The organism is Bombella apis, from assembly GCF_018221685.1.
Classification (GTDB): Bacteria; Pseudomonadota; Alphaproteobacteria; order Acetobacterales; family Acetobacteraceae; genus Bombella; species Bombella apis.
Window position 1 is genome coordinate 121,189 of the sequence record NZ_JAGJTM010000003.1, and the last position, 21,196, is coordinate 142,384.

Below are 21,196 nucleotides of genomic sequence, written 5' to 3' on the forward strand. Positions count from 1 at the left end.
TGACATATTCACCACTCGCCATGTGAGGAATCTGCCACCTTGATCATCAAACGCCGCTACGGACTTTCCATACTCTTCCGGGAGATACTCCCCCCTCTGGTCATCCTCACAGGATGGGACTGCGTGGTGGTCATCCTGTTCCAGATATTCCATCAGGAATGGATGGAACAGCCCGCCCTTCCCTTTTCTCTCATGGGGTCAGCCCTGGCCATTTTTCTGGGAATCCGCAACAACGCCGCCTATGCCCGCTGGTGGGAAGCCCGCACCCTGTGGGGTGCCATCACCAACAACTGCCGCTCTTTCGGGCGAGAACTGGAGTCCCTGCTCGGAGGGCAGCCCAGCCTGGCCCGGGCCATGGCAGCCTATCCCTATATCCTGAAATCCTCACTGAGCGGCAACGAGCCGGACAGCGCCATCCAGGGCCTGCTGGATGCGGACACCTACCGGTTTGTCTTCTCCTGCACAAATCCGGCCAATGCCCTGCTTTACAGAATCGGCCAGAAGGTCCGTACCCTGGTTGAGGAACGGCACATAGACGGAGCCGTACATGGTACGGTGGACCGTATCCTCTCCGACCTCGCCAATGCCCAGGGCGGACTGGAACGCATCCGCAACACGCCCCTGCCCGTGCAGTATTCACTTCTGCCAAAAGTCATCACGCATCTCTTCTGCATCCTGCTGCCCCTGTCCGCCGTGCAGACCCTGGGCTGGATCACCCCGCTGGGCTCCAGCATCATTGGCGTGCTCTTCCAGATGCTGGACCGGAGCGGGCAGAACCTTCAGGAGCCTTTCAAGGTCAGCCCCCATTCCCTGCCCATGCTGACAATGAGCCGCACGATCGAGCGGGACCTGCTCCAGCCACTGGGCATGGAATATCACCCATTGCCACAGCCCCGCTTCGGGCAGATGCCATGACAGACACCCATGGAAGACCAGTTTCAGGTTCTGCAAGACATATTCCCGTTTTTCTGCTATCCTCCCCGCCATGAACAACAGCTTCAGAATGTCCCAGAAGGGTGGTGTTACTGACGAGATGGCCCGCGCCGCCGCCGAGCACACTGCCCGTCAGAAAGACCCAGAGCAGGAAAAGAATCCTTTCCGCGAGGGTGATGCCATCGTTTACGCCGCCCACGGCGTAGGCCGGGTTGACCGTATCGGCGAAGAAGAGATCGCCGACACGAAGATCGAAATGATCCAGATTTCTTTCCCCGGCAACCAGATGACACTGCGTATCCCGCTTGCCAAGGCCCGCAAATCCGGCCTGCGCAAGATCGCCACGCGCGAGATCGTGGACAAGGCCATGTCCGTCATCAAGGGCAAGCCGCATGTCAGCCGTGGCATGTGGGCCCGCCGCGCCGTGGCCTACCAGGAAAAGATCAACTCCGGTGATCTTGTCCAGATTGCGGAGGTTCTGCGTGACCTGCGCCGCAATGTGGACAGCCTTGACGGCAGCTTTTCCGAACGTAAACTTTTCGAAGCCGCTCAGGAACGTTTCGTCGCCGAGCTGGCTGTACTTGAGAACAAGGATCCGGCCAAGGTTCTTGAAGATCTGACCCAGACCATGAAGAACGCCTGATCCCTCGTCCCCTCCCTCAGACCTGTCTCTCCGGGAGGGGTGCTTCCTCCAGAACCCTGCCGGGAAAGGTTAGAGGTTATGTCCACAACTTCATCAAAGCGTTTTGCAGGGCAGAAGGTCCTGATTACCGGCGCCTCCCAGGGAATCGGTGAGGCTGCTGCGCAGTATTTCGCCAGACACGGGGCACAGGTAGCCATTAACGGACGCAAGGAAGACAAACTGCGGACCGTTCTGGAAACCCTCCCAAAAGTGGCTGGCGGCGAGCATGTCATCGCTGCCGGTGACATCTCCAGTGAAGAAGCTGTCGAAAGTGTTTTCCAAAAGAGCATTGAAGGCATGGGGGGCCTTGATATCCTCATCTGCAATGCAGGCTATCAGATTCCCTCTCCCTCCGAAGACGTGAAACTGGCCGATTTTGAAGGTGTCATGGCCGTGAACGTGACAGGCGTCATGCTCTGTTGCCGTGCGGCCCTGCGCTATTGGCTGAAAACCGGCGTGAAGGGGCGAACCGTTGTTAACTCCTCCGTCCACCAGCTGATCCCCAAGCCTCATTATCTGGGCTATTCAGCTTCCAAAGGTGCCGTGGGCAACATCGTCCGTACCCTGGCTCTGGAATATGCCTCCCGTGGAATACGGTTCAACATCGTCGCACCCGGCGCCATCGTTACGCCGATCAACGATGCCTGGGTGAACGATCCCAAGCAGTATGAAGCAGTTGCCAGCCACATCCCTATGAAACGTCCCGGCAACAGCGACGAAATCGCTACGGCCATGGGCTTCCTTGCCTCTGAGGAAAGCAGCTACATCACGGGCCAGACACTCTATGTCGATGGTGGCCTGACCCTTTATGGAGATTTTGAACACAACTGGTCATCATAAGACCAGAGACGGCTCCGGCGCAGATGTTCCGCCGGGGCCGTCTGCCTTTCACCTGTCATCCGATCCTGCTGGAACGGCCACGTCCTGCCGTTCAAAAGCGGCAGCGATCCTCAACTCAACTTCATCGCTGACATACGGAATGAACATCCTGACGCCAAAATCGCTGCGTCTGATGGTCGCTGTCGCATCAAAACCGACCGTATATTTCTTGTCGAGCATATTGACGCCCGCCCCAAGGAAATGAACACGCAGCGTCTCAGGATGCGTGATGCCGTGCAGTGTCAGGTTGCCCGATACGAGGGCGTCATTCGGTCCCGTCTGTTTGACACTGACAGAAACAAACTCAGCCTTGGGAAACTGGCCCGCCGCCAGCCATTCGCTCCCTTTCAGCTCCTCCATCAGTTTGCTGTTTGTCGTCAGGACAGAAGACACCGGCACGGAAACGGAAAGGCTGGAGGCTTCCGGCTGGCGGGGATCCAGCCGAAGCACACCAGAAGCCCCGGAGAAAAGCCCTTCAAACACGGAAAAACCGAAATGCAGCACGGTAAAGCTGACCTGCGTATGCTGGGGCTCGACCCTGTAATATCCCGGCTGGATCTGGAATGCATCCGTCACGACCTGTGCAGACGCCACTGCCGGAACCGAGCAGGAAAGAGCAATGGCCGTAAAAACAGACCGTAATGAGAAACGCATGGCAGGTCCTTCCCCTGTAAAAACGTGTGGCAGACTGAAGCCTCTGCCTCTTTTCTCTACAGGAGCAGGCTCTAATAATCTATCCCATAGGAGAGCCCGACGCTGGAGCCCGGATCATTCTCCGGAGTTGTAAAGCCTGTCACCTGTCCACCAGTGCCGACTGTCGTGTTCAGCTGCAACCGTTTCGTCAGATCAACCTTGACCTGCGCCTGCGCCCCCTTGCCGGACAGACCTTCCTTGGCACCGACATAGACACCCTTCATCACGTATTTGCCTGCCTCCACACTGGCAGCCCCCTTGCCCACGCTGTTGCCCCCACCAATGGCCAGATGGTCCAGCCCCAGCGTGCTGCGGACCTTGCCCATCGGGTCAAAAGCAGAGCCACCACCAATCTGCACGATCGCCAACCCCAGAGATGCCAGCTGAGTTGAAGAAAGAGAGTTTCTGTCCGTCCCGAAAAGCAGGATGGAGAGGACCTCATCACGCGGACGGCTCGGATTGGAGACAAAATCAATCTTCGGATCACTCGCATAACCACGCACGAGCAGGCTTGCCAGAGTCCCATTGGCGTTGCGGTCCGCTCTGAAATCGATTGTCGGATCAAGCCGGTGGGCCGCACCACCGCCAGTAAAGCCAACCTGCCCATGTGTGAAATTGAGATTGATCCCCGCCAGGTTGAAATTGCCCCTCTTCAGATTGATCCCGCCTGTCAGCAGGGGTGCCGTACTCACACCACCTATGTGCAGCTTGCCCTGCATCTCGGCAAACAGGCCATGCCCCCTGACGAACAGTCTGCCAGGAGAGATGAAATCAATATTCAGCCCCACGACCAGTTTCGGCTCCGGTCGGGGAGCCTCCCTGGCCTCTTCCGGCGTGATAATCTCCAGTTGCGGCACCGAAGCCGGCATGGAATCAGGCAGGGTGATCGAAGCCTCCGGCACCGTGATGTCACCCTCAACATCAAGCCTGGTCGTAGCCTGACCATGAATATGCAGATGACTGTTGATAAGCTCCGTCAACATGTCACTCTGTATCGGCTGGGCCTTCTCCATGAGGAACTCCAGGTCAACCGGCAGACCAGGCCGCAGGACACCCACCTGCCCCTTCATCCCCAATGTTCCCCGCCCCGCCCGGGCCGTGACATGATCCAGAACCAGCGTATCCCCATGAGCCATGAGCACGGCATCAATGGCCTGAAGATGCACCCCCTGAGCATAATGGTCGAACGAACCGCCATGCAGCTGCACACTCCCATCGATGCTGGGCTGCTTCATGGGACCTCTGATGCCAAGATCGAGGCTCATCTGCCCACCGGCCGCCATGCCATCCGTCCCCAGAAACGCATTGGCAACCGACAGGACCAGCCGCCCTTTTGCAGCAAGGTCCATATCCCCTGCTGGCGACAGCGGCACACGGCCTGTCACCAGCAGGGCTATCGGCTCACCGGCACGCAGCTCCGTCCGCAGCTGGGCCTGTTTCCCATTCAGATCAGCCTGAACATGCAGTCGTCCTGCCGGGAAAGACGCCGTCGGCTCACTCATCAGGCGCAGGTCTGTCCCATCCAGCGTAATCCGGCCCGCTGGAGCTGCCAGACTGCCCTTCAATCTCGCTGAAGCAGCAAATTCACCTGCGGCATGAAGAGACGGAACAAATGGCTCTGCCAGGGCAGGCGTGACATGCTCCAGGCTGGCTTCAAGAGCCATCTCTGGCTTGAGACTACCATTCAGCGTTAGCCGTGCGGCAACACCATGAGGAGGCTGGACTTCAAGAGTCAGGTGGTCAACCGCCATGGCTGGCCCGTAATGCACAGTCACCGGCCGCAGGAGACGAAGGGTTTCACCTTTCAGAGCAGCAGACAGTCTGCCCAGCTTCACGGCCTGCCCCGGAATGTCAGCCTGCGCCAGAAGCCCAAAACGGGCCGGAGCTTGCATGACATGCTCAAAAAGACCATCAGCCTGAATCCCCAAGGCTGTCTGTGGTCCTTTCATCCGCATCTTCAGGCTACCCGTCATGTCATTGACCTGCAGACCAGAAAGCTGGAAAGACATGTCCGCCACCGGGTCTTCCTGAAGATGCTGAAGCTCACCCTTCAGGCTCGCCATTTTCACGGCATAGCCATTCGTATGAAACTGGCCATCCAGCGCCAGAGTCAGGCGGTCAGGCGCTGGAGCTCCCGCAAGCCCTTTCTCCACCCCCGGTACCGTATGCAGACCCAGCTGGAGATGCCCGGCCATTGGCCGCCCCAGAAGACGGCTGAAACCATCCAGCCGGGCGATCCTCAACTCCACATCACCCCACGGGATGCGCTGCCCGGTCGGCAGAGCCAGGGCGGCCCGCCCCTGAAGATCCTTCCACGCCAGAGTATCAAGGTCGGCCACGACCTCGCCATCATCCTTGCGGGCAAACGTCATGTGCAACTTCAGGGGCGCACGGTCCAGCGTACCCTGCATCTGCACTGTCCCCTGCGGCCGGGAGGGAAGATGGGCCAGGTCCAGATGGAGATCCACCGGCGCCATGGGCAGGGAAACACCAGGATGCACAACCCCCAGCATTCCTGCCAGATGGGCCTGTGTGGCAAGGTCCGTCACCAATCCTTCCACTCTGGTCTCCAGCGTGGCCTGCCCCCGCAGGGCCTCATGCAATGCGGACAGATCAGACAGGGCCAACCTGAGCGAGGCAGACACTACCTGCTGTGGGTCCAGCTGGCCTTTCCCTTCCAGCCGGAACGCTTTCCCTCCCAGAAAGAGCTGGTCCAGCTGAAGCAGACCCGCCCTGTCCCGCTTCGCCTGAAGGCGCAAGGCTCCCTGATCTCCGATCAGGGCCACTGCCTGTGCCGGGCCTTCCTTCAGGCCGAAATGCCCCTCCAGACGGGCCGTCATGTTGCCCGGTGCCCCCAGAGGAACACTGAAGGCCCCACCAGCATGGAACGATCCGGCCATCTTCTGGCCGAGCAGAGCAGCAAGTTCCGGCAACCGCCCCACATCCAGCTGCATGTGTCCCTCCAGAACCGAAGTCATCGTTCCCGTAACATTCAGCCGTACCGCATCATGTTCCAGATGCACCTCATAGGGCCTGTCCACCCGATAGGGCTGCACTGTTGCTGCAAGAACCAGCGGAGCCTCCGCTAGCATGGCCGGGGCTTTTCCAGGTACCCGGACACCATCAAAACGTGCGGACAGGGAAAGCCTGCTTTCCCTGTTCTGCCCTCTGATGACCTTCCTGAACGTCATGGCATCCCGTGCCAGAAGGGCCTGCAGGCCACCTCCCTGCCCATCAAGCTGGAGATGCAGATGCCCTGCCCCGGCCCCTGCTGCCATCAGATTCACGCCATCAAGCCGGATAGTGCCATGAGGGTCCAGCATGGCGCCATCCAGAGCGGCAGCCAGATCAAGCTTCTCCCACCCCATACCGGGCAGAACCGTCATGGGCGGCGCATGGACATCCAGTGTCAGGTCATTCTTCAGATGGACAAGGTCGAGACGACCTTTCAGCAGGGCCGTCAGGGGGCTGTCCTGCTGGGTAGCAGCCCGGACATCCAGCTTTACGGCCAGTGCCCTGTAAGGCCCATGCAGGGAGAGATCGACCGAAAGAGGATCAAACACGGCCAGCCCGCCCGGCGAGGCTGCAAATCCCTGAGCATCTTCATCATAATGCAGCTGGCCATGTGTCCTGTGCCGCCAGGTTTGCAGATCAACCAGAAGATGGGCCGGCCTGTCGAGACGCTCTGCCTTCACCCAGAGCCGTAGGGCCGGCATTTTCTTGAATGAGGGCATACGGGTCAGCGCACTGAGGCTTTCCAGCCGGGCCTTGCCTTCAATCTTCAGACTGGCCGCCTGCCCGAACACAGTCGGCCCGACTGTCAGCAGGGAAAGGCCCAGATGATCGACCCGCACCCCCCAGTCTGGCAGACCAGTTGAAGGTTTTTCCTGCGCCTTCGGGTCCGGTGGGAAAGCAGGATTGCGGACATAGGCCAGCTGCTCCGCAGAAAGGTGCCGCACATGGACCTGTTTGTGCAGCAGGGACAACAGGCCGAGCCGGAGGTCCGCATTCCGCCCTTCCAGCCATATGCCCTGCGGGTCCCGCAGAACCACATGAGACAGCGCCAGATGCCAGGGCAGAATCCCTTCCATCCCCTCGACCTGAACCATGCCGCCTGACCACTCTGGCAATTTCTGCTCCACGAACCGTTTTGCCGGTGGCAGATTGATACCCACCAGCAGCACGGCCACCAGCAGGCACACACATCCCAGAAAGACGACGGCGTAACGGAGAATCCTGCGTCCCAGCGCCAGCATCAGAAAGTCTCCCCAAGGCCCAGATAGAGTTCCCACTTGTCACCACGGTTCGGCCGGTTGATCGGCATGGCCACATCCACACGAACAGGGCCGATCGGCGTGAAGTACCGGACACCCCCGCCACAACCGACACGCAGTCTCCCATGACCAGGCATGGAATTGCCACTGACCTGGCCTGCATCCACAAAGGCCGCCAGACCGAAATTCTTTGGCAGACGCTGCCGGAACTCCACTGTCCCGGCATCCATGCTCGTCCCGCCTATGGCATATTTGGTCGTTCCATACTGAGGCCCGACCCCCTGATAGCGGAAACCACGGATGGACCCCGGCCCTCCCGCATACAGACGCTGATCCGGCGGAAGATTCCAGGTGGAAGCCCCCTGGATCGACCCTATCATGACACGCATGGCAATGACGCTGGAGCCGGGCCTGGTCAGCCCCAGACGGGCCAGATCGAAATAGGTGGAAGCCTGCATGTTCATGGGAATGAAGAACGAGGTCTTGTGCTCCAGGGAAACAGATGGCGTCACACCCAGCGAAACACGGAAACCATGCGTCGCCGGTTCAATGGGGCTTGAGCGATGCGTCCCGTCATAATCCAGCTTGATGGGAACAGAAGCAATGAAATACTCCGCCTTCCTGCCAAACTGGCGGATATGTTCCTGCTCCAGCGTCATGCCTACACTGCCAGAAAAATCCTTCCACAAGGGGCGTTCCACACGCCCCTGAACCAGAAAAGCCGTCTGCCGGTAGGAATAAAGAAGCTGACGTATGGCTTCGATCCGGAGGTCAAGCGACTGGCTGCGCTGAAGGAAATCCGGCTTCATGAAATCCACATACCCGTCATAGCCAAGGCCCTGCTGGGCTGTTCCACCCAGCCCCGTGGCCATGGCAGCAACACGCAGCTGCTCACCACGGCCCAGCAGGTTCCTGTGCAGCCATGAAACGCCGGCACGCCCGCCAAGATCGGTCGAATAACCGACATCACCTGTCAGACGGTGTCGTTTGCCTTCGCTGAAATCAAAATCGATTGGCAGCGCCCCCTCCACTCCAGGAGGCAGAGGCTGTTCCGCCATTTTCTTCCCAGCCGACTTTTTCCCACCGGGGGCAGGTTTCTGACTGGGTAGGGGCAATACCTTGTCCCCATTCTTCTGTATGACCGAAGCAAACAGCCCCGTACTCCCCAGATCGAGACGTGCCTGCTCCAGCACGGACGGCTGATACAGCTGCCCCTCCCTGAGCAACATGCGGCGTCGGACATAATCCGGCTTCACACGCTCCAGCCCCTTCAGCGTCATGGGGCCAATGACCAGTTTGGGGCCCCGCTTCATCCTGATCTGCACATCGATCTGCTTCCGCTCCGGATGCAGGATGGCCTGAGGCGCCTGCACGTCGGAAAGCCCGTAGCCTTCTTCCTGAAGATATGTCAGCAGGCGGCCCTGTATGGCCAGCACATCCTCTGCAACAGCAGGGGCTCCCTCCTTCAGCCCCAGGCTGCTGCGCTCCCCCTCCGAGAGAGAAAGAACCTGCCGTACGGAAGGCTGGTCCGCCTTTTCCTGTTTCCCATCCGCAACCTTGCCAGCCGTCCCCTGGCCATCACCATCTTCCCCGACAATGATGATCCGCCCAACCGTGAACTGCTCCCCCAATACAGCTCCCAGATGGATCGTGACCGCCTCTCCCGGCTGCACGGACGCCAGAAAACCAGCCAGATCCGGCGCACGGCCATCCACGGTCCTGCCTCCGGCCTCCACACTGATCCTCACATGCCCGCCATAATAACCACGCGACTGCAACGCCCCCTGCACCCGCTCATAATCAGCCCTTATCCGGCCAGCGAGAGCATATGGACCAACACTGCGTGTAGCCTGAAGACTGACCAGCTGGGACGCTGCCGCCATGCCATCCGTGACGGCCTTGTCATCAACCGGTTCAATCTTTGTCGTGTAAGGCAGGGCGTGCCGCACCAGTTCGTGCACGACAGGCATGCTGTCCTCACCCCATACCGGCATGGTCTCCCACCCCAGCACCACCACACACAACAGTAGCGTTGCAACACGCTCCGACCGTTTCCCCATCCTGCCTGCCAAATGATGACTCGTCATTTTTCCCGCTGATTCAACCAGTTCCGGCATATATTCCAGAACACTGGCTGTTCCGGCCCCTTATGACAGACAGTTCTGTTCTAAAAAAGTTTCTGTTCTGTCATATGAAGCATTCTTCACTGTCACGACAGGAAGATCGCCCTATCCTGCTGATAAAGATTGTCTCTCTTCCATAAAATGCCTATCTAGACGACTATGTCTGTTGCAGAGCCTCACCCAACAAAAAAACGAAAGAGCCATCGGCCGGTTTTCGACCCGGACCGTCTTTTTGCCGAGCAGAACCGTGCCTTGCAGGATACATTCACGGACCGTCTGCGGGCCCGCCTGCGGGCTGGTGCCCTGCTGGCTTGGGCTGCTGCCGGGTGCGTCGGGCAGGGGTCGTGCCTGCTCATGCCCGGCAAAATGTTCCGCCGGTTCCCTCTCTTTTTCTGGAGCGTGGCCTGCCGCATCCTCAACCTGAAAGTCCGCACGATCGGAGAGCGGGCGGGGTCCCTCACGCCACGGGCTGATGGACGACGGGTCATCTACGTGGCCAACCACTGCTCATGGCTGGACGTGCTGGTGTTGGGGAAAGTTCTTCCGGCCTTCTTCATCGCCAAACAGGAAGTCCGCCACTGGCCTGTCATCGGCTATCTGACCTTCCTTGGCCGGACAATTTACATCAACCGCAACCGGCAGGAAGCCGGACAGGATGTCGAAAACGTCATCAACCAGCTGCGCAAAGGGTATGACATCGCCTTTTTCCCGGAGGGTACGACCTCCAAAGGCAATGGTCTGCTGCCTTTCATGTCGTCACTCTTTGCCATTGCGAAACCAGTCCGCCGCCCCAGTGAGCCGGCCACTGACGATCACCCCTCCTGCATCATCCAGCCCGTCACGGTGGCTTATGACCAGCTGGAGGGCCTGCCCGTAGGGCGGCACAGACGGTCTTTCGTCTTTTCGTGGTTCGGAGACATGGATTTTGGCCCCCATCTGATGGGCCTTGGCAAGTGGCGCTCCATGCGGGCCACTGTCGTGTTCCACCCTCCCATCAAGCCGGAGGATTACCCGTCCCGCAAGGCCCTCTCCAATGCTGCACGGGCCGCCATCGAACAGGGCAGCGAAGACCTGCGGCAGAACCGTCTGCAGGATATCACCCCTTCCACCCGCTCATGACCTGCTTCTTTCTTTCATAGCCCGCTGATTCACGGACAGACTGCGATCATCATGCAAGAACAGATTTCCACCTCCCCATCACGGGGCCTGCACATCATCACATGGGGCTGTCAGATGAACGTCTATGACAGCGCCCGTATGGCGGATGTTCTGCGTCCGTTGGGTTACAGCCCGGTGGACCTGCCCGACAATGCGGACATGATCATCCTCAATACCTGCCATATCCGTGAGCGGGCGGCCGAGAAGGTCTTCTCGGAACTGGGGCGGCTGCGCCAGATCCGTGAGGCCCGCAAGCTGGAGGGGAAAGAGACCCTCATCGCTGTCGCAGGATGCGTGGCACAGGCAGAAGGCAAGGAGCTTCTGGCCCGGGCCCCCTATGTGGACCTCGTGCTTGGCCCGCAGACATACCATCGCCTCCCGGAGATGGTCGCCCGCATCGCCCGTGCCGGTGGCAGCGTGATTGATACGGATTTCCCCGTTGAATCCAAATTCGACCTCCTTCCGGAGGAAGCCGCCCCGCAGAATGAAGGCAACCTGACCGCTTTTCTCACAATCCAGGAAGGCTGTGACAAATTCTGCTCCTTCTGCGTGGTCCCCTACACCCGCGGGGCCGAGACAAGCCGCCCTGTCGCCTCCATCCTGGCCGAAGCCGAACGGCTCGTCGCCAGTGGTGTCAAGGAAATCACCCTGCTGGGACAGAACGTGAATGCCTTCCATGGCGACTGGAACGGCGGCACGGCCTCCCTGCCGGAACTGGCCGCCCTCCTGCATGAAAAGATTCCAGCGCTCAAACGTCTGCGTTACATAACGTCCCATCCCAGGGATATGGAGCAGGCACTGATAGATGCCCACCGGAGCAATCCCATTTTCATGCCGTACCTCCACCTGCCAGTCCAGAGCGGGTCCGACAAGGTGCTGAAAGCCATGAACCGTGGCCATACGGCTGATGAATACCGGGAGATCATCAGACGTCTGAGAGAGGCCCGTCCTGACATAGCCCTGACATCCGACTTCATCGTCGGTCACCCCGGCGAAACAGATGAGGATTTTGAAGCCACCATGCAGCTGGTGCGAGATATACGATTCGCCAGTGCCTACAGCTTCAAATACTCCCAGCGCCCCGGCACGCCTGCTGCTGGACAGCCTTTCCAGGTGGCTGAAAATGTGAAGGAAAAACGGCTTGCAGCCCTTCAGGCTCTTCTGCGAGAACAGCAGGATGCATTCAATGCTTCCCTTGTCGGTACGGTTCAGGATGTTCTCGTCACAGGCCACGGTCGCAAGCCGGGGCAACTCAACGGACGATCACCCTATCTTCAGCCTGTCCATTTTGAGGGCTCCCCCTCCCTGATCGGCGAGATCGTCAAGGTTCGCATTACAGCGCCCTTCACCAATTCCCTTGGTGGCCACCTTCATGAACAGGAAAGCACAGCCATTTGAGCCGCTCCGCCCCAGCGTCCTTTTCCTCCGGTCAGGAAGGACACCGCACGACGACACTCCGCTTCGAGGACAATCATCGCCTGCAGAAAGTCCTCGGGGACCATGACCGTCACCTCATCCGGCTGGAACAGGGAACCGGCACGAGACTGGTCTGCCGCGGCAACCGTGTGGCCATTTCCGGAGAGACGGATGCCGTCAATCGGGCACAGGCCGTCCTCCAGGCGCTCTACCAGCAGGCTGGCAAAGGCGTGACACTGGATGGAGACCAGGTTGATGGCGTCATCAGGCTGACAGCCCTGCCATCCCATCGCCGCAGCCCACACCGCCCCACAGCTGAAGAAACTGCTCCACCCATGGATGCTTCCTCACTGGACAATCTCCCGCATATCCAGACAAAACGTGGAGCCATTGCTCCCCGCTCCCCCGGACAGAGCGCCTACATGAAGGCTCTGGCCAGCAAAGAGCTTGTCTTCGGCCTTGGACCTGCGGGTACAGGGAAGACCTATCTGGCCGTGGCACAGGCCGTTGCCATGTTCCAGGCAGGACAGGTGGATCGCATCATCCTCTCCCGCCCTGCCGTTGAAGCCGGAGAAAGACTTGGGTTCCTGCCCGGCGACATGCGGGAAAAGATCGACCCCTATCTGCGCCCCCTTTACGATGCCCTCCACGACATGATGCCCGGTGACCAGGTCTCACGCCGCATGGCCAGTGGAGAAATCGAAGTGGCGCCACTGGCCTTCATGCGGGGACGGACACTGGCCCATGCCTATGTCATTCTTGACGAGGCCCAGAACACCACCCCTGCCCAGATGAAAATGTTCCTGACCCGCATGGGGGCTGGTACCCGCATGGCCATTACGGGCGACCTGAGCCAGATAGACCTGCCGCGTGGTGTGACATCCGGCCTGCGGGACGCCGTGGCCACGCTGGAAGGGGTCAAAGGCATTGCTGTCTGCCCGCTCACAGCAGCCGATGTTGTCCGCCACCCCCTTGTCGCCCGCATCGTCGAAGCCTACGATCAGAAGGGTGTCGATGCAGCGGCCAACCCCTACCACTCCTACCGGACAGATGATGAAACGCCCCGTTACTCCCCACGCTGAGGTTCTGGTTTCTGATCCACGCTGGCGGGCTGCATTGGGAGATGTGGAGCGGCTTGTCCGACAATCCTGCCAGATGGCCCAGCGCTATGGGAATGTCTTCCCTCAAGGCAGGCCGGGCCCTTCATTCGTCTTTACGGACGACCGCCACATCCAGCGGCTCAATGCGCAGTTCCGCAGCAAGAACAAGCCAACGAATGTCCTGACATTCGAGCCCCCTGCTCCCATGCTGGGTGGAGACATCATCCTTGCTTACCAGACCATGCACCGGGAGGCGTTACAGGCCCGCAAGAGCCTCCGGGCCCATACGGCACATCTGATCGTTCATGGCCTGCTCCATCTGGCCGGACATGACCATCATCATCCCGGTGAAGCCCGGCAGATGGAAGGGCTGGAAACTTTCATTCTCTGCCGGATGGGATTCGGCGACCCATGGAGGCCACGCCCTCACTCCCGCCGCTGATCCCTGAAAAACCGTCACATTTTTCTTCCGCCCGCAAACAGGAACGTTCCGCACCCGATGAAACTTTTCCACCGCAAGGCACGCACAAAGACCATAAGGCAGCATATTGCTGACCTCGTCCGGGAAGCCGCCAGTCTGGGGAAGACCAATCCTGACTCTCCCGAGCTGGACAGGCAGGAACGGGCGCTCATCATGAACGTACTGCGCCTGCGTACCATCACCGCTGATGACGTCATGATCCCCCGGGCCGACATCATCGCCATGTCGGATGATCTCTCCTTTGATGAGGCTCTGGGGCTGATGCGGGAGGAAAACCACTCCCGAATGCCCGTCTACCATGATGAGCTGGATGACATCGTCGGGATGATCCACGTCAAGGACCTTGTCGCCCATATCGGTACGAAAGAACCTTTCAACCTGCGTTCCCTTCTCCGCCAGCCTCTGCTCGTCGCACCCAGCATCCCGGTGCTGGACCTCCAGCTCCAGATGCGTCAGCGCCGTACCCACATGGCGCTTGTCATTGATGAATATGGCAGCATCGATGGCCTTGTGACTATTGAAGACCTCATCGAAACCATTGTTGGCGACATCTCTGATGAACATGACGAGCCGGTCACCACACCATGGTTCAACCGTCCCGATGGCACGATCGACCTTGATGCCCGGCTACCCGTCAAGGAGCTGGAAGAGCGCCTTGGCCCTGTTCTGACACGGGAGGAACGGGAGGCAGAAATCGAAACTGTCGGTGGTCTTGTCTTCCATCTGGCCGAGCATGTCCCGGCCCGTGATGAAGTGCTGGTTCATCCCAGCGGGCTGGAGTTCCGGGTGATCGATTCCGATGCCCGGCATATCCTGACCTTGCGGATGCGTGTCCCTGCCCACCTGCGGCGGCAGCCGGAAACGGCGGACGGGCAGACACCCTCCACCGGCCCATCCTCTTGACGGTACCACCTCTCTTGCCGTTCATGGCAGGATGAACCGTTGACCGATACCGCACCGTAGCCTTTCCCCCAGAACAAAGGAGCCGTCATGACCTCCCACCACCCATTTTCACGCCGTCATTTTCTGACCAGTGGTTCTGCCCTGCTGGCAACCGGGCTGACTGCCGGCACCCTCCTTGCCCAGAGTCCCGCTCTGGCACAGACACAGGCTGCCTCACCGAAAGACCCCCGCCTCTCTCCCCGCATCATCGGTGATGCCAAGGCTCCCGTACTCGTTCAGGAATGGTTCTCCCTGACCTGCACCCACTGCGCCCATTTTGCGACGGACATCTTCCCCCAGGTCAAGGAACAGTTCATCGATACCGGGAAGATCCGTTATCAGTTCCACGATTTCCCACTGGATCAGGTTGCCATGATTGCTGCCATGGTGGCACGCTCCCTGCCTGAAGAACGTTACCTACCCTTCATCAGCTCCCTCTTCTCCCGCCAGATGCAGTGGGCCTTCTCTGGTGGAGACCCGGTTGCCCACCTCAAGCAGGAGGCTGCCCTGGCCGGAATTGCCCCGGATGAATTCGACAGGATCAGCAAGGACATGACCTTCGGGCAGGAACTGTATCAGCTGACCCAGCAGGACGGACAGACCTACGACATCAAGGGAACACCCTACTTCCGCTTCAACAGCACACCATTCGCTCAGGACCCTGAGACCGTGGAGAAATTTGCCGAGCTCGTCAGCAAGGCCTGATCCCCTCTTCCGCTTTCCTCCATCGCCACAGTCCACACGGGGTTCAATGACACAGCACAAGGCGATCACGACCCGCCTCGATATTGTCGGCTTCAAAAGCTTTGCTGATGAGGTCCATCTGGACATCCTGCCGGGCCTGACCGGCATTGTCGGCCCCAATGGCTGCGGCAAGTCCAACATTGTCGAGGCCCTGCGCTGGACGATGGGGGAAAGCTCCGCCCGTGCCCTACGTGGTGGAGAGAGCGATGACCTCATCTTTGCCGGGACAGGCAGCCGCCCGGCCCGCAATCTGGCCCGTGTCACCCTCCATCTTGGTGCGGCTGCCGGTCTTGCGCCGCCGCCCTTCCAGCAATCGGAAGTGCTGGAAGTCTCCCGTCAGGCAGAACGTGGTGCGGGCAGCACCTACCGCATCAACAATCGTGTCATGCGGGCCAAAGACGTACAGACCATCTTTGCGGACCTGTCCTCCGGTGCCCGCAGCTCATCCATCATCAGCCAGAACCGTGTCAGCCAGCTCATCGCTGCCAAACCGGAAGAGCGTCGCCTCCTGCTGGAGGAAGCCGCCGGGATCACCGGCCTGCATGTCCGCCGCCGGGACGCTGAGCTGAAACTGCGTCAGGCTGAAAGCAATCTGGAACGGGCCGAAGAGCATCGCAGAACGCTGGACCAGCAGCTCAGCAGCCTCTCCACCCAGTCCGAACAGGCCCGACGCTACCGGCAGGCATCAGAGGATATACGCCAGCATGAACGGTCCCTGCTCATCCTTCAACATGCCAGAGCCGAAGAGCTCGTCCAGAGCCGCCGGACCGCTCTGGAAAAAGCCAAAGAAGCCCTGGCCAGAAATGAGCAGGCTCTTCTGGATGCCAAAAAGCATGTTGAACTACAGGCAGAAAAACGCCAGCAGGAAAGCGAAGCTCTGGCCACGCTCCGCCAGCGGCTGGAGCAGTACCGCATCCATGTCGGCGTAGCAGAAGCTGCCCTCCAGCACCTGCAGCAGGCCTCGGCCGACCATGCCAGACAGCGGGCCCAGCTGGAAGATGATCTGGCCCGACAGAAAAAAGAGCTGAGCCAGCTGGAAGAACAGCAGGCTCAGACCCGGCTGGCACTGGAACAGATCATGGACCAGCAACGGGCCACCGCCACGAAGCTCCCTGCGCTGGAAGAGACGATCACGGCCCTGCAACAGACAGAAGCCACCCAACGGGCCGACCATGCTGCGCTGTCATCCCGTTATCAGGATGGAACACTCCAGCATGAACGGCTCCAGAGCCGCCAGCAGGAGCTGGCACGTCAGATTGCTGATGACAGGGAAAACCTCAACCATCTGGAAATCGAACTTCAGGCCATCGAACAGGACTGCACCCGGGAAGCAATTGCTGATCAGCTGCGCCAGCAGGTCTTCGCCAGCATGGAGGAAGCCAGCAGCTGCGAACGCAGCGCCCGGGAAGCCGAAGCTCATTTTCAGGAACAGAGACTTCTCACCGACCGCACACAGCGTGATCTGCATGAAGCCAGAACCCGGCTTGAACAGCTGCAACAGCGTGAAAAAGAACTGACCCAGGCAGTGACCAGGCAGCAGTCCCGTCTGGAAACGGAACGAACCCAGAAGCAGGAAATCAGACACGGCCTGCTTGACAAGACCGCAGAAGAGCGGTTTCAGGCAGCCTGTCAGACCACACGGACACTGGCAGAACAGACCGCCCTTGCTGAAAAAGGTCTGATACAGACGCGTGAACAGGCAGAGCAGCTCTGGCTCAGCGAGCAGGCTGCGCTGGAAAAATGCCAGCAACGCCGCGAATTTCTGCAACAGGACGTCAAACGCCTGACCGAACAGCTGGCAGACCAGCAGGCACGCTCCACAGCAGCGCAGGCCGCTCTGAAGGACGCCCTTGACCGTGCGATCAGCATCGAAGAGCTCGATGGCGCACGGACCCGTCTCAACATGCTGGCAAAGCAGATCAACTCCCGCCTCGAAGCCATCACCCAGACCGAAGAACAGCACAATGCTCTTCTGGAACAGGAAAAAGAGGCACGGCAGGCCCTGCAACAGATCGAAACGGACCGGCTGCGTTACCAGAGCGAGCATGAAGGGCTGCAAAGCACCCTGCAAGGCGGTCTCCTCGCCATCCCCCATCCCGTACTGGAACAGCTGGAAATCCCGGACGCCCTCATCAGGGCCGTTGCAAGCGCCCTGACAGATGGGCTGGAAGCGTCTCTCCCCCCTGAGGGAGAACCCCTGACTGATACGCCACGGCAATGGCGCTCTCTGCCCCCGCTTGGGAAACAGACACCCGCAGTCAAGGCACTGGCGGCCCTGCCCAGTCTGGCATCCCTTATCAATATACCGGCTCCACTTGAGCGGGCTTTCCGGGCCATTTTCCTGCTGGAAAAGACTGAAGACGGCCCTGCCCTCCACCACTATCTTCAGCCTGGTCAGGCCCTCGTCACAAAAGAAGGGGGCCTCTGGCGCTGGGATGGTTTCATCCGCCAGCCCAACACGCCCACGGCAGAAATGGTACGCCTCCAACAGGCACAGGCCCTCAAAAAGACCGCTGCCGCCATTCAAACACTCGACCAGCAGCACGCTGTCCAGAAAGCTGCCGCCGACACACTGCACACACAGTGTGAAACACTGGCACAGGCACTGGCAGAACAGCGCCAGTCTGCCCAAAACGAACGTGACGAACAGGCACGGCAGAAGCACCAGCTGGAAGGGCTTACGGAACGCCATGCCTTCCAGCAGGAGCAGATCTCCCTTCTCCAACAGGAAGCCTCCGGCCATGAGGCACAGCAGAACCGGACAAAGTCACAGCTTGCTGCGGTACAGTCAGAGCTGAAGGCCCTTCCCGTTTCAGACAAGGCCGTCTCCGACGCTGCGGCAGTACTCCAGACCATCCGGGATGAAGAACAGTCAGCCCGACTGGCCTCTGAAGAGGCCCGCTCCCAACACCAGAAAGCTGAAAACGAGCGACAACAGGCCCTGTTCAGGAACGATGCCCTGAAGAAACAGCTCGCTGAACGGACACAGACCATCGACCAGCTGGAGCAGGACATCAGGGAGCTGAGCGGACAGAAACAGACCGTACTGGACACACAGGCAAAGATCGACCTTCCAGCTCTTCAGTCGGCTCTGAAAACAGCAGAAGACGCACTCCATCATGCCCGACAGGCCGCAGCGGAGGCCATACAAAAGGCCGAAACAGTCCGCAAAGAGGCCACACGACAGGAACAGGCCCTTCAGGAGCGAAGCCGCCTTCTGGCTGGCCTGCAAGCCCGGCGGGAAAGCCTCCAGCAGCAGATCCTGACCCTGAAGACCACTCTGGAAAAACGCCTGACTGATGAAGCAGCCTGCCAGAAAAATCAGTCCGATCTGCCGGACATCGCCATTCTGAAAGAAGAACTCGACCGGACGAAGGCCGGGCTGACCAGCACCACGGATGCCCTTCAGCAGCACCGGGCAGACCATAACACCCTGTCGCAGACTCTTTCCCTGCTAAAAGAACGACACGGGCATCTGCTGACGGACAGCCAGAAACAGGCCGACCGGCATGCCCAGCTCCAGACCCTCATCAAGGACCTGACGGACCGCCACGCAGCCCTGATGACGGCCACCCCGGAGCAGGCGGAAGACTGCAGCCTTGCCCGCCATGAAGAGCAGCTCCAGCAGGATATGGAAACGCTCAGAACGCTGGAAGAAGAAGAGAAGGTCTTCACCAGCCACCTGGCCCAGACCGAAGCCACCCTGCATGACCAGCAGGCCCTGCTGGACCACCACAAGGATGGCAGCAGCCGCTACCGTGAAGACACCATCCGGCTTGGTGAACGGGCCGAACAGGCAGAAGAGGCTCTGGCTCTCCTGCGCCATGATTCCCCCCTGCCAGACAATGCCGAAGCCCCGGACACTGTTTCAGCCGATGCTGAACAGGCCCTGCGGCAGGCCCTGAAGCGGGCCCTGAAGCGCCGTGATGATCTGGGCCCGGTCAATCTCTGTGCCGAAGACGAGTTCCAGACAGCCCAGAAAGAATCCGAACGAATCGCCCGGGAGCATCAGGACCTCTCAACCGCCATTGCCCGCCTGCGTGGCGGGGTCGGGGCGATCAACCGGGAAGGCCGACAGCGCCTCATGGCCGTCTTTGCGGACATCAATGAGCATTTCCAGAAGCTCTTCACCCGCATGTTTGGTGGAGGCAAGGCACATCTCCAGATGGTTGGCAGCGACGATCCGCTGGAGGCCGGGCTGGAAATATTTGCCCAGCCCCCCGGAAAGAAACTCTCAACCCTGTCTCTTCTCTCCGGCGGAGAACAGGCTCTCACAGCCCTCTCGCTCATTTTTGCAGCCTTTCACTGCACGCCAGCTCCCATCTGCGTTCTGGATGAGGTTGATGCCCCCCTTGATGATGCCAATGTGGAGCGCTTCTGCACACTCATCCGTGACATCACCAAAGAAACGGGCACCCGTTTTCTGGTCATCACCCATCACCAGCTGACCATGGCCCATATGGACCGTCTCTATGGGATCACCATGCAGGAACGGGGCGTGAGCCGCCTGCTCTCTGTCAATCTGGATGAAAGCACCCGCATGGTAAATGGTTGACCTTCTCCCATTATCATCAGACAATTAGTGCCCTTTAAGGCAACTGGAGGCTGAGTTTACAAAACCGTGAGCGATCGACCTATCTTTTCAGAACCACGGCTTGACGAATCGGTTTTATCCCGCATTCGTGAGCATGGTCTTCGCATTGTGGGAGACGTGCACGGTGATCTCAACGCTTTCCGCCATGCCATAGCCACAAAACGCTTCATCATCCAGCTGGGAGATCTCGTCGATCACGGGCCGGACAGTGCTGGCGTGCTGGAAACCATGCTGGACCTGCTGGAGACGCACAGGGGCATGTTCGTTCTCGGCAATCACGACCGCAAGTTGGGCCGAGCGTTGGAAGGGCGGCGGCTGCGCCGTGACCTCCCGCTGGAAACCACCCTGAAACAGATTCAGACCTCCACAGCCGAAGACCTCGCTAACCGTTCCCTCAAAGCCGTCGCTCAGGCACCGGCATGGCAGAGGCTGGGCAACATGCTCTTCGTTCATGGTGGGTTCCACACGGCCATGCTCTCCGGCCCCCCGCCACAGACAGGGCTTGCCGACATGTCCGCCCCTCTTTCACGGGCACTCTTCGGAGAAACGACAAGCCGCCTCCAGCCGGACGGGTATCCAGAACGACGCCTGAGCTGGATCAACCGTATTCCAGAAGGTATAACCGTTTATGTCGGGCATGACAGACGGTCCCTTGATGGCCGCCCACTGCACCGGACTGGCCGGCTGGGAGGAAAAGCCATCTTCATGGATCTCGGCGCCGGCAAAGGCGGCCATCTCGCATGGATTGACCTCAATGACCTCTAAAAATGACACATTGCCTGATCCAACCCGTCAGCTGACCGCTCTCCGCCAGCGTATCGACAATATCGATGCTGCCCTCATCTATATGCTGGCAGAACGTTTCCGCTGCACAGCCGATGTGGGGGCTCTAAAAGCCTCCTCCCACCTCCCTGCCTGCGACCCGGCCCGGGAGAAAAAGCAGCTGGTCCGCCTGCATGCTCTGGCCCAGGATGCCGGATTGGACATTGACTTCACAAAAAAGTTCTTTGCCTTTCTTGTTGGGGAGGTCATTGCCAATCATAAAGCTATTGCTGCACAGTTTCAGGATACGCCACAAAATCCCGTCCTGAATAAAGAATAGATTGATCCATTTTACCTATCATAAATATAAATTAACTTTATTTATCTATTTTTCTCCCATCCTGGATGGCCTCAT

Annotated in this window: 15 protein-coding genes; 12 read left to right on the forward strand and 3 right to left on the reverse strand. The window is 59.4% G+C overall.

Features of this window, described 5'->3' with window-relative positions:
• The first annotated feature begins 39 nt into the window (after nucleotides 1–39).
• From J8Z04_RS02365 to J8Z04_RS02375, 3 genes are all read left to right on the forward strand, one after another.
• On the forward strand, nucleotides 40–915 hold the full coding sequence (locus J8Z04_RS02365) for a bestrophin family protein (RefSeq protein ID WP_086431419.1): 876 nt from the start codon (nucleotides 40–42) through the stop codon (nucleotides 913–915).
• Between the two features lie 88 nt (nucleotides 916–1,003).
• Entirely contained in the window at nucleotides 1,004–1,576 is a 573-nt protein-coding gene (locus J8Z04_RS02370; protein ID WP_227431438.1) for a CarD family transcriptional regulator, read from the forward strand.
• Between the two features lie 78 nt (nucleotides 1,577–1,654).
• Entirely contained in the window at nucleotides 1,655–2,455 is an 801-nt protein-coding gene (locus J8Z04_RS02375) for an SDR family NAD(P)-dependent oxidoreductase (protein ID WP_081563181.1), read from the forward strand.
• A gap of 48 nt (nucleotides 2,456–2,503) precedes the next feature.
• On the opposite strand, the gene J8Z04_RS02380 is transcribed toward J8Z04_RS02375, so the two are convergent.
• The 3 genes from J8Z04_RS02380 to J8Z04_RS02390 form a co-directional block, all read right to left on the reverse strand.
• Nucleotides 2,504–3,148, reverse strand: a complete 645-nt coding sequence (locus J8Z04_RS02380; protein ID WP_086431421.1) for a YceI family protein — start codon at nucleotides 3,146–3,148, stop codon at nucleotides 2,504–2,506.
• A gap of 71 nt (nucleotides 3,149–3,219) precedes the next feature.
• The gene (locus tag J8Z04_RS02385) at nucleotides 3,220–7,443 is read right to left on the reverse strand and encodes a translocation/assembly module TamB domain-containing protein (protein WP_192848224.1); all 4,224 of its coding nucleotides are present in this window, start codon (nucleotides 7,441–7,443) and stop codon (nucleotides 3,220–3,222) included.
• On the reverse strand, nucleotides 7,443–9,548 hold the full coding sequence (locus J8Z04_RS02390) for an autotransporter assembly complex protein TamA (RefSeq protein ID WP_232086332.1): 2,106 nt from the start codon (nucleotides 9,546–9,548) through the stop codon (nucleotides 7,443–7,445). Before J8Z04_RS02390 ends, J8Z04_RS02385 begins: the two co-directional genes overlap by 1 nt.
• Before the next feature lie 195 nt (nucleotides 9,549–9,743).
• Here J8Z04_RS02390 and J8Z04_RS02395 point away from each other — a divergent pair, with 195 nt between their 5' ends.
• From J8Z04_RS02395 to J8Z04_RS02435, 9 genes are all read left to right on the forward strand, one after another.
• The gene (locus J8Z04_RS02395) at nucleotides 9,744–10,703 is read left to right on the forward strand and encodes a lysophospholipid acyltransferase family protein (protein WP_192848225.1); all 960 of its coding nucleotides are present in this window, start codon (nucleotides 9,744–9,746) and stop codon (nucleotides 10,701–10,703) included.
• 51 nt (nucleotides 10,704–10,754) lie between these two features.
• Entirely contained in the window at nucleotides 10,755–12,140 is a 1,386-nt protein-coding gene (miaB, locus tag J8Z04_RS02400) for a tRNA (N6-isopentenyl adenosine(37)-C2)-methylthiotransferase MiaB (protein ID WP_192848226.1), read from the forward strand.
• The gene (locus tag J8Z04_RS02405; RefSeq protein ID WP_192848227.1) at nucleotides 12,137–13,240 is read left to right on the forward strand and encodes a PhoH family protein; all 1,104 of its coding nucleotides are present in this window, start codon (nucleotides 12,137–12,139) and stop codon (nucleotides 13,238–13,240) included. The genes miaB and J8Z04_RS02405 overlap by 4 nt, the downstream gene beginning before the upstream one ends.
• Nucleotides 13,209–13,700, forward strand: a complete 492-nt coding sequence (gene ybeY, locus J8Z04_RS02410; RefSeq protein WP_081563186.1) for an rRNA maturation RNase YbeY — start codon at nucleotides 13,209–13,211, stop codon at nucleotides 13,698–13,700. The genes J8Z04_RS02405 and ybeY overlap by 32 nt, the downstream gene beginning before the upstream one ends.
• Before the next feature lie 57 nt (nucleotides 13,701–13,757).
• The gene (locus tag J8Z04_RS02415; protein ID WP_081563187.1) at nucleotides 13,758–14,642 is read left to right on the forward strand and encodes a hemolysin family protein; all 885 of its coding nucleotides are present in this window, start codon (nucleotides 13,758–13,760) and stop codon (nucleotides 14,640–14,642) included.
• 87 nt (nucleotides 14,643–14,729) lie between these two features.
• Nucleotides 14,730–15,386, forward strand: a complete 657-nt coding sequence (locus tag J8Z04_RS02420) for a thioredoxin domain-containing protein (protein WP_081563188.1) — start codon at nucleotides 14,730–14,732, stop codon at nucleotides 15,384–15,386.
• A gap of 46 nt (nucleotides 15,387–15,432) precedes the next feature.
• On the forward strand, nucleotides 15,433–19,980 hold the full coding sequence (locus tag J8Z04_RS02425) for an AAA family ATPase (protein WP_192848228.1): 4,548 nt from the start codon (nucleotides 15,433–15,435) through the stop codon (nucleotides 19,978–19,980).
• Between the two features lie 147 nt (nucleotides 19,981–20,127).
• Nucleotides 20,128–20,784, forward strand: coding sequence for a metallophosphoesterase (locus tag J8Z04_RS02430; RefSeq protein ID WP_081563190.1), 657 nt, complete (start codon nucleotides 20,128–20,130; stop codon nucleotides 20,782–20,784).
• A complete protein-coding gene (locus J8Z04_RS02435; protein ID WP_197981600.1) occupies nucleotides 20,774–21,121 on the forward strand; it encodes a chorismate mutase in 348 nt (115 codons plus the stop codon). Before J8Z04_RS02430 ends, J8Z04_RS02435 begins: the two co-directional genes overlap by 11 nt.
• The last annotated feature ends 75 nt before the right edge of the window (nucleotides 21,122–21,196 follow it).

Coding starts and splice junctions, on each gene's coding strand:
- J8Z04_RS02415 (WP_081563187.1), top strand. CDS start 13,758: ATGAAACTTTTCCACCGCAAGGCACGCACAAAGACCATAAGGCAGCAT.
- J8Z04_RS02390 (WP_232086332.1), bottom strand. CDS start 9,548: ATGACGAGTCATCATTTGGCAGGCAGGATGGGGAAACGGTCGGAGCGT.
- J8Z04_RS02380 (WP_086431421.1), bottom strand. CDS start 3,148: ATGCGTTTCTCATTACGGTCTGTTTTTACGGCCATTGCTCTTTCCTGC.
- J8Z04_RS02395 (WP_192848225.1), top strand. CDS start 9,744: ATGTCTGTTGCAGAGCCTCACCCAACAAAAAAACGAAAGAGCCATCGG.
- J8Z04_RS02370 (WP_227431438.1), top strand. CDS start 1,004: ATGTCCCAGAAGGGTGGTGTTACTGACGAGATGGCCCGCGCCGCCGCC.
- J8Z04_RS02425 (WP_192848228.1), top strand. CDS start 15,433: ATGACACAGCACAAGGCGATCACGACCCGCCTCGATATTGTCGGCTTC.
- J8Z04_RS02385 (WP_192848224.1), bottom strand. CDS start 7,443: ATGCTGGCGCTGGGACGCAGGATTCTCCGTTACGCCGTCGTCTTTCTG.
- J8Z04_RS02375 (WP_081563181.1), top strand. CDS start 1,655: ATGTCCACAACTTCATCAAAGCGTTTTGCAGGGCAGAAGGTCCTGATT.
- J8Z04_RS02420 (WP_081563188.1), top strand. CDS start 14,730: ATGACCTCCCACCACCCATTTTCACGCCGTCATTTTCTGACCAGTGGT.
- ybeY (WP_081563186.1), top strand. CDS start 13,209: ATGATGAAACGCCCCGTTACTCCCCACGCTGAGGTTCTGGTTTCTGAT.
- J8Z04_RS02435 (WP_197981600.1), top strand. CDS start 20,774: ATGACCTCTAAAAATGACACATTGCCTGATCCAACCCGTCAGCTGACC.
- miaB (WP_192848226.1), top strand. CDS start 10,755: ATGCAAGAACAGATTTCCACCTCCCCATCACGGGGCCTGCACATCATC.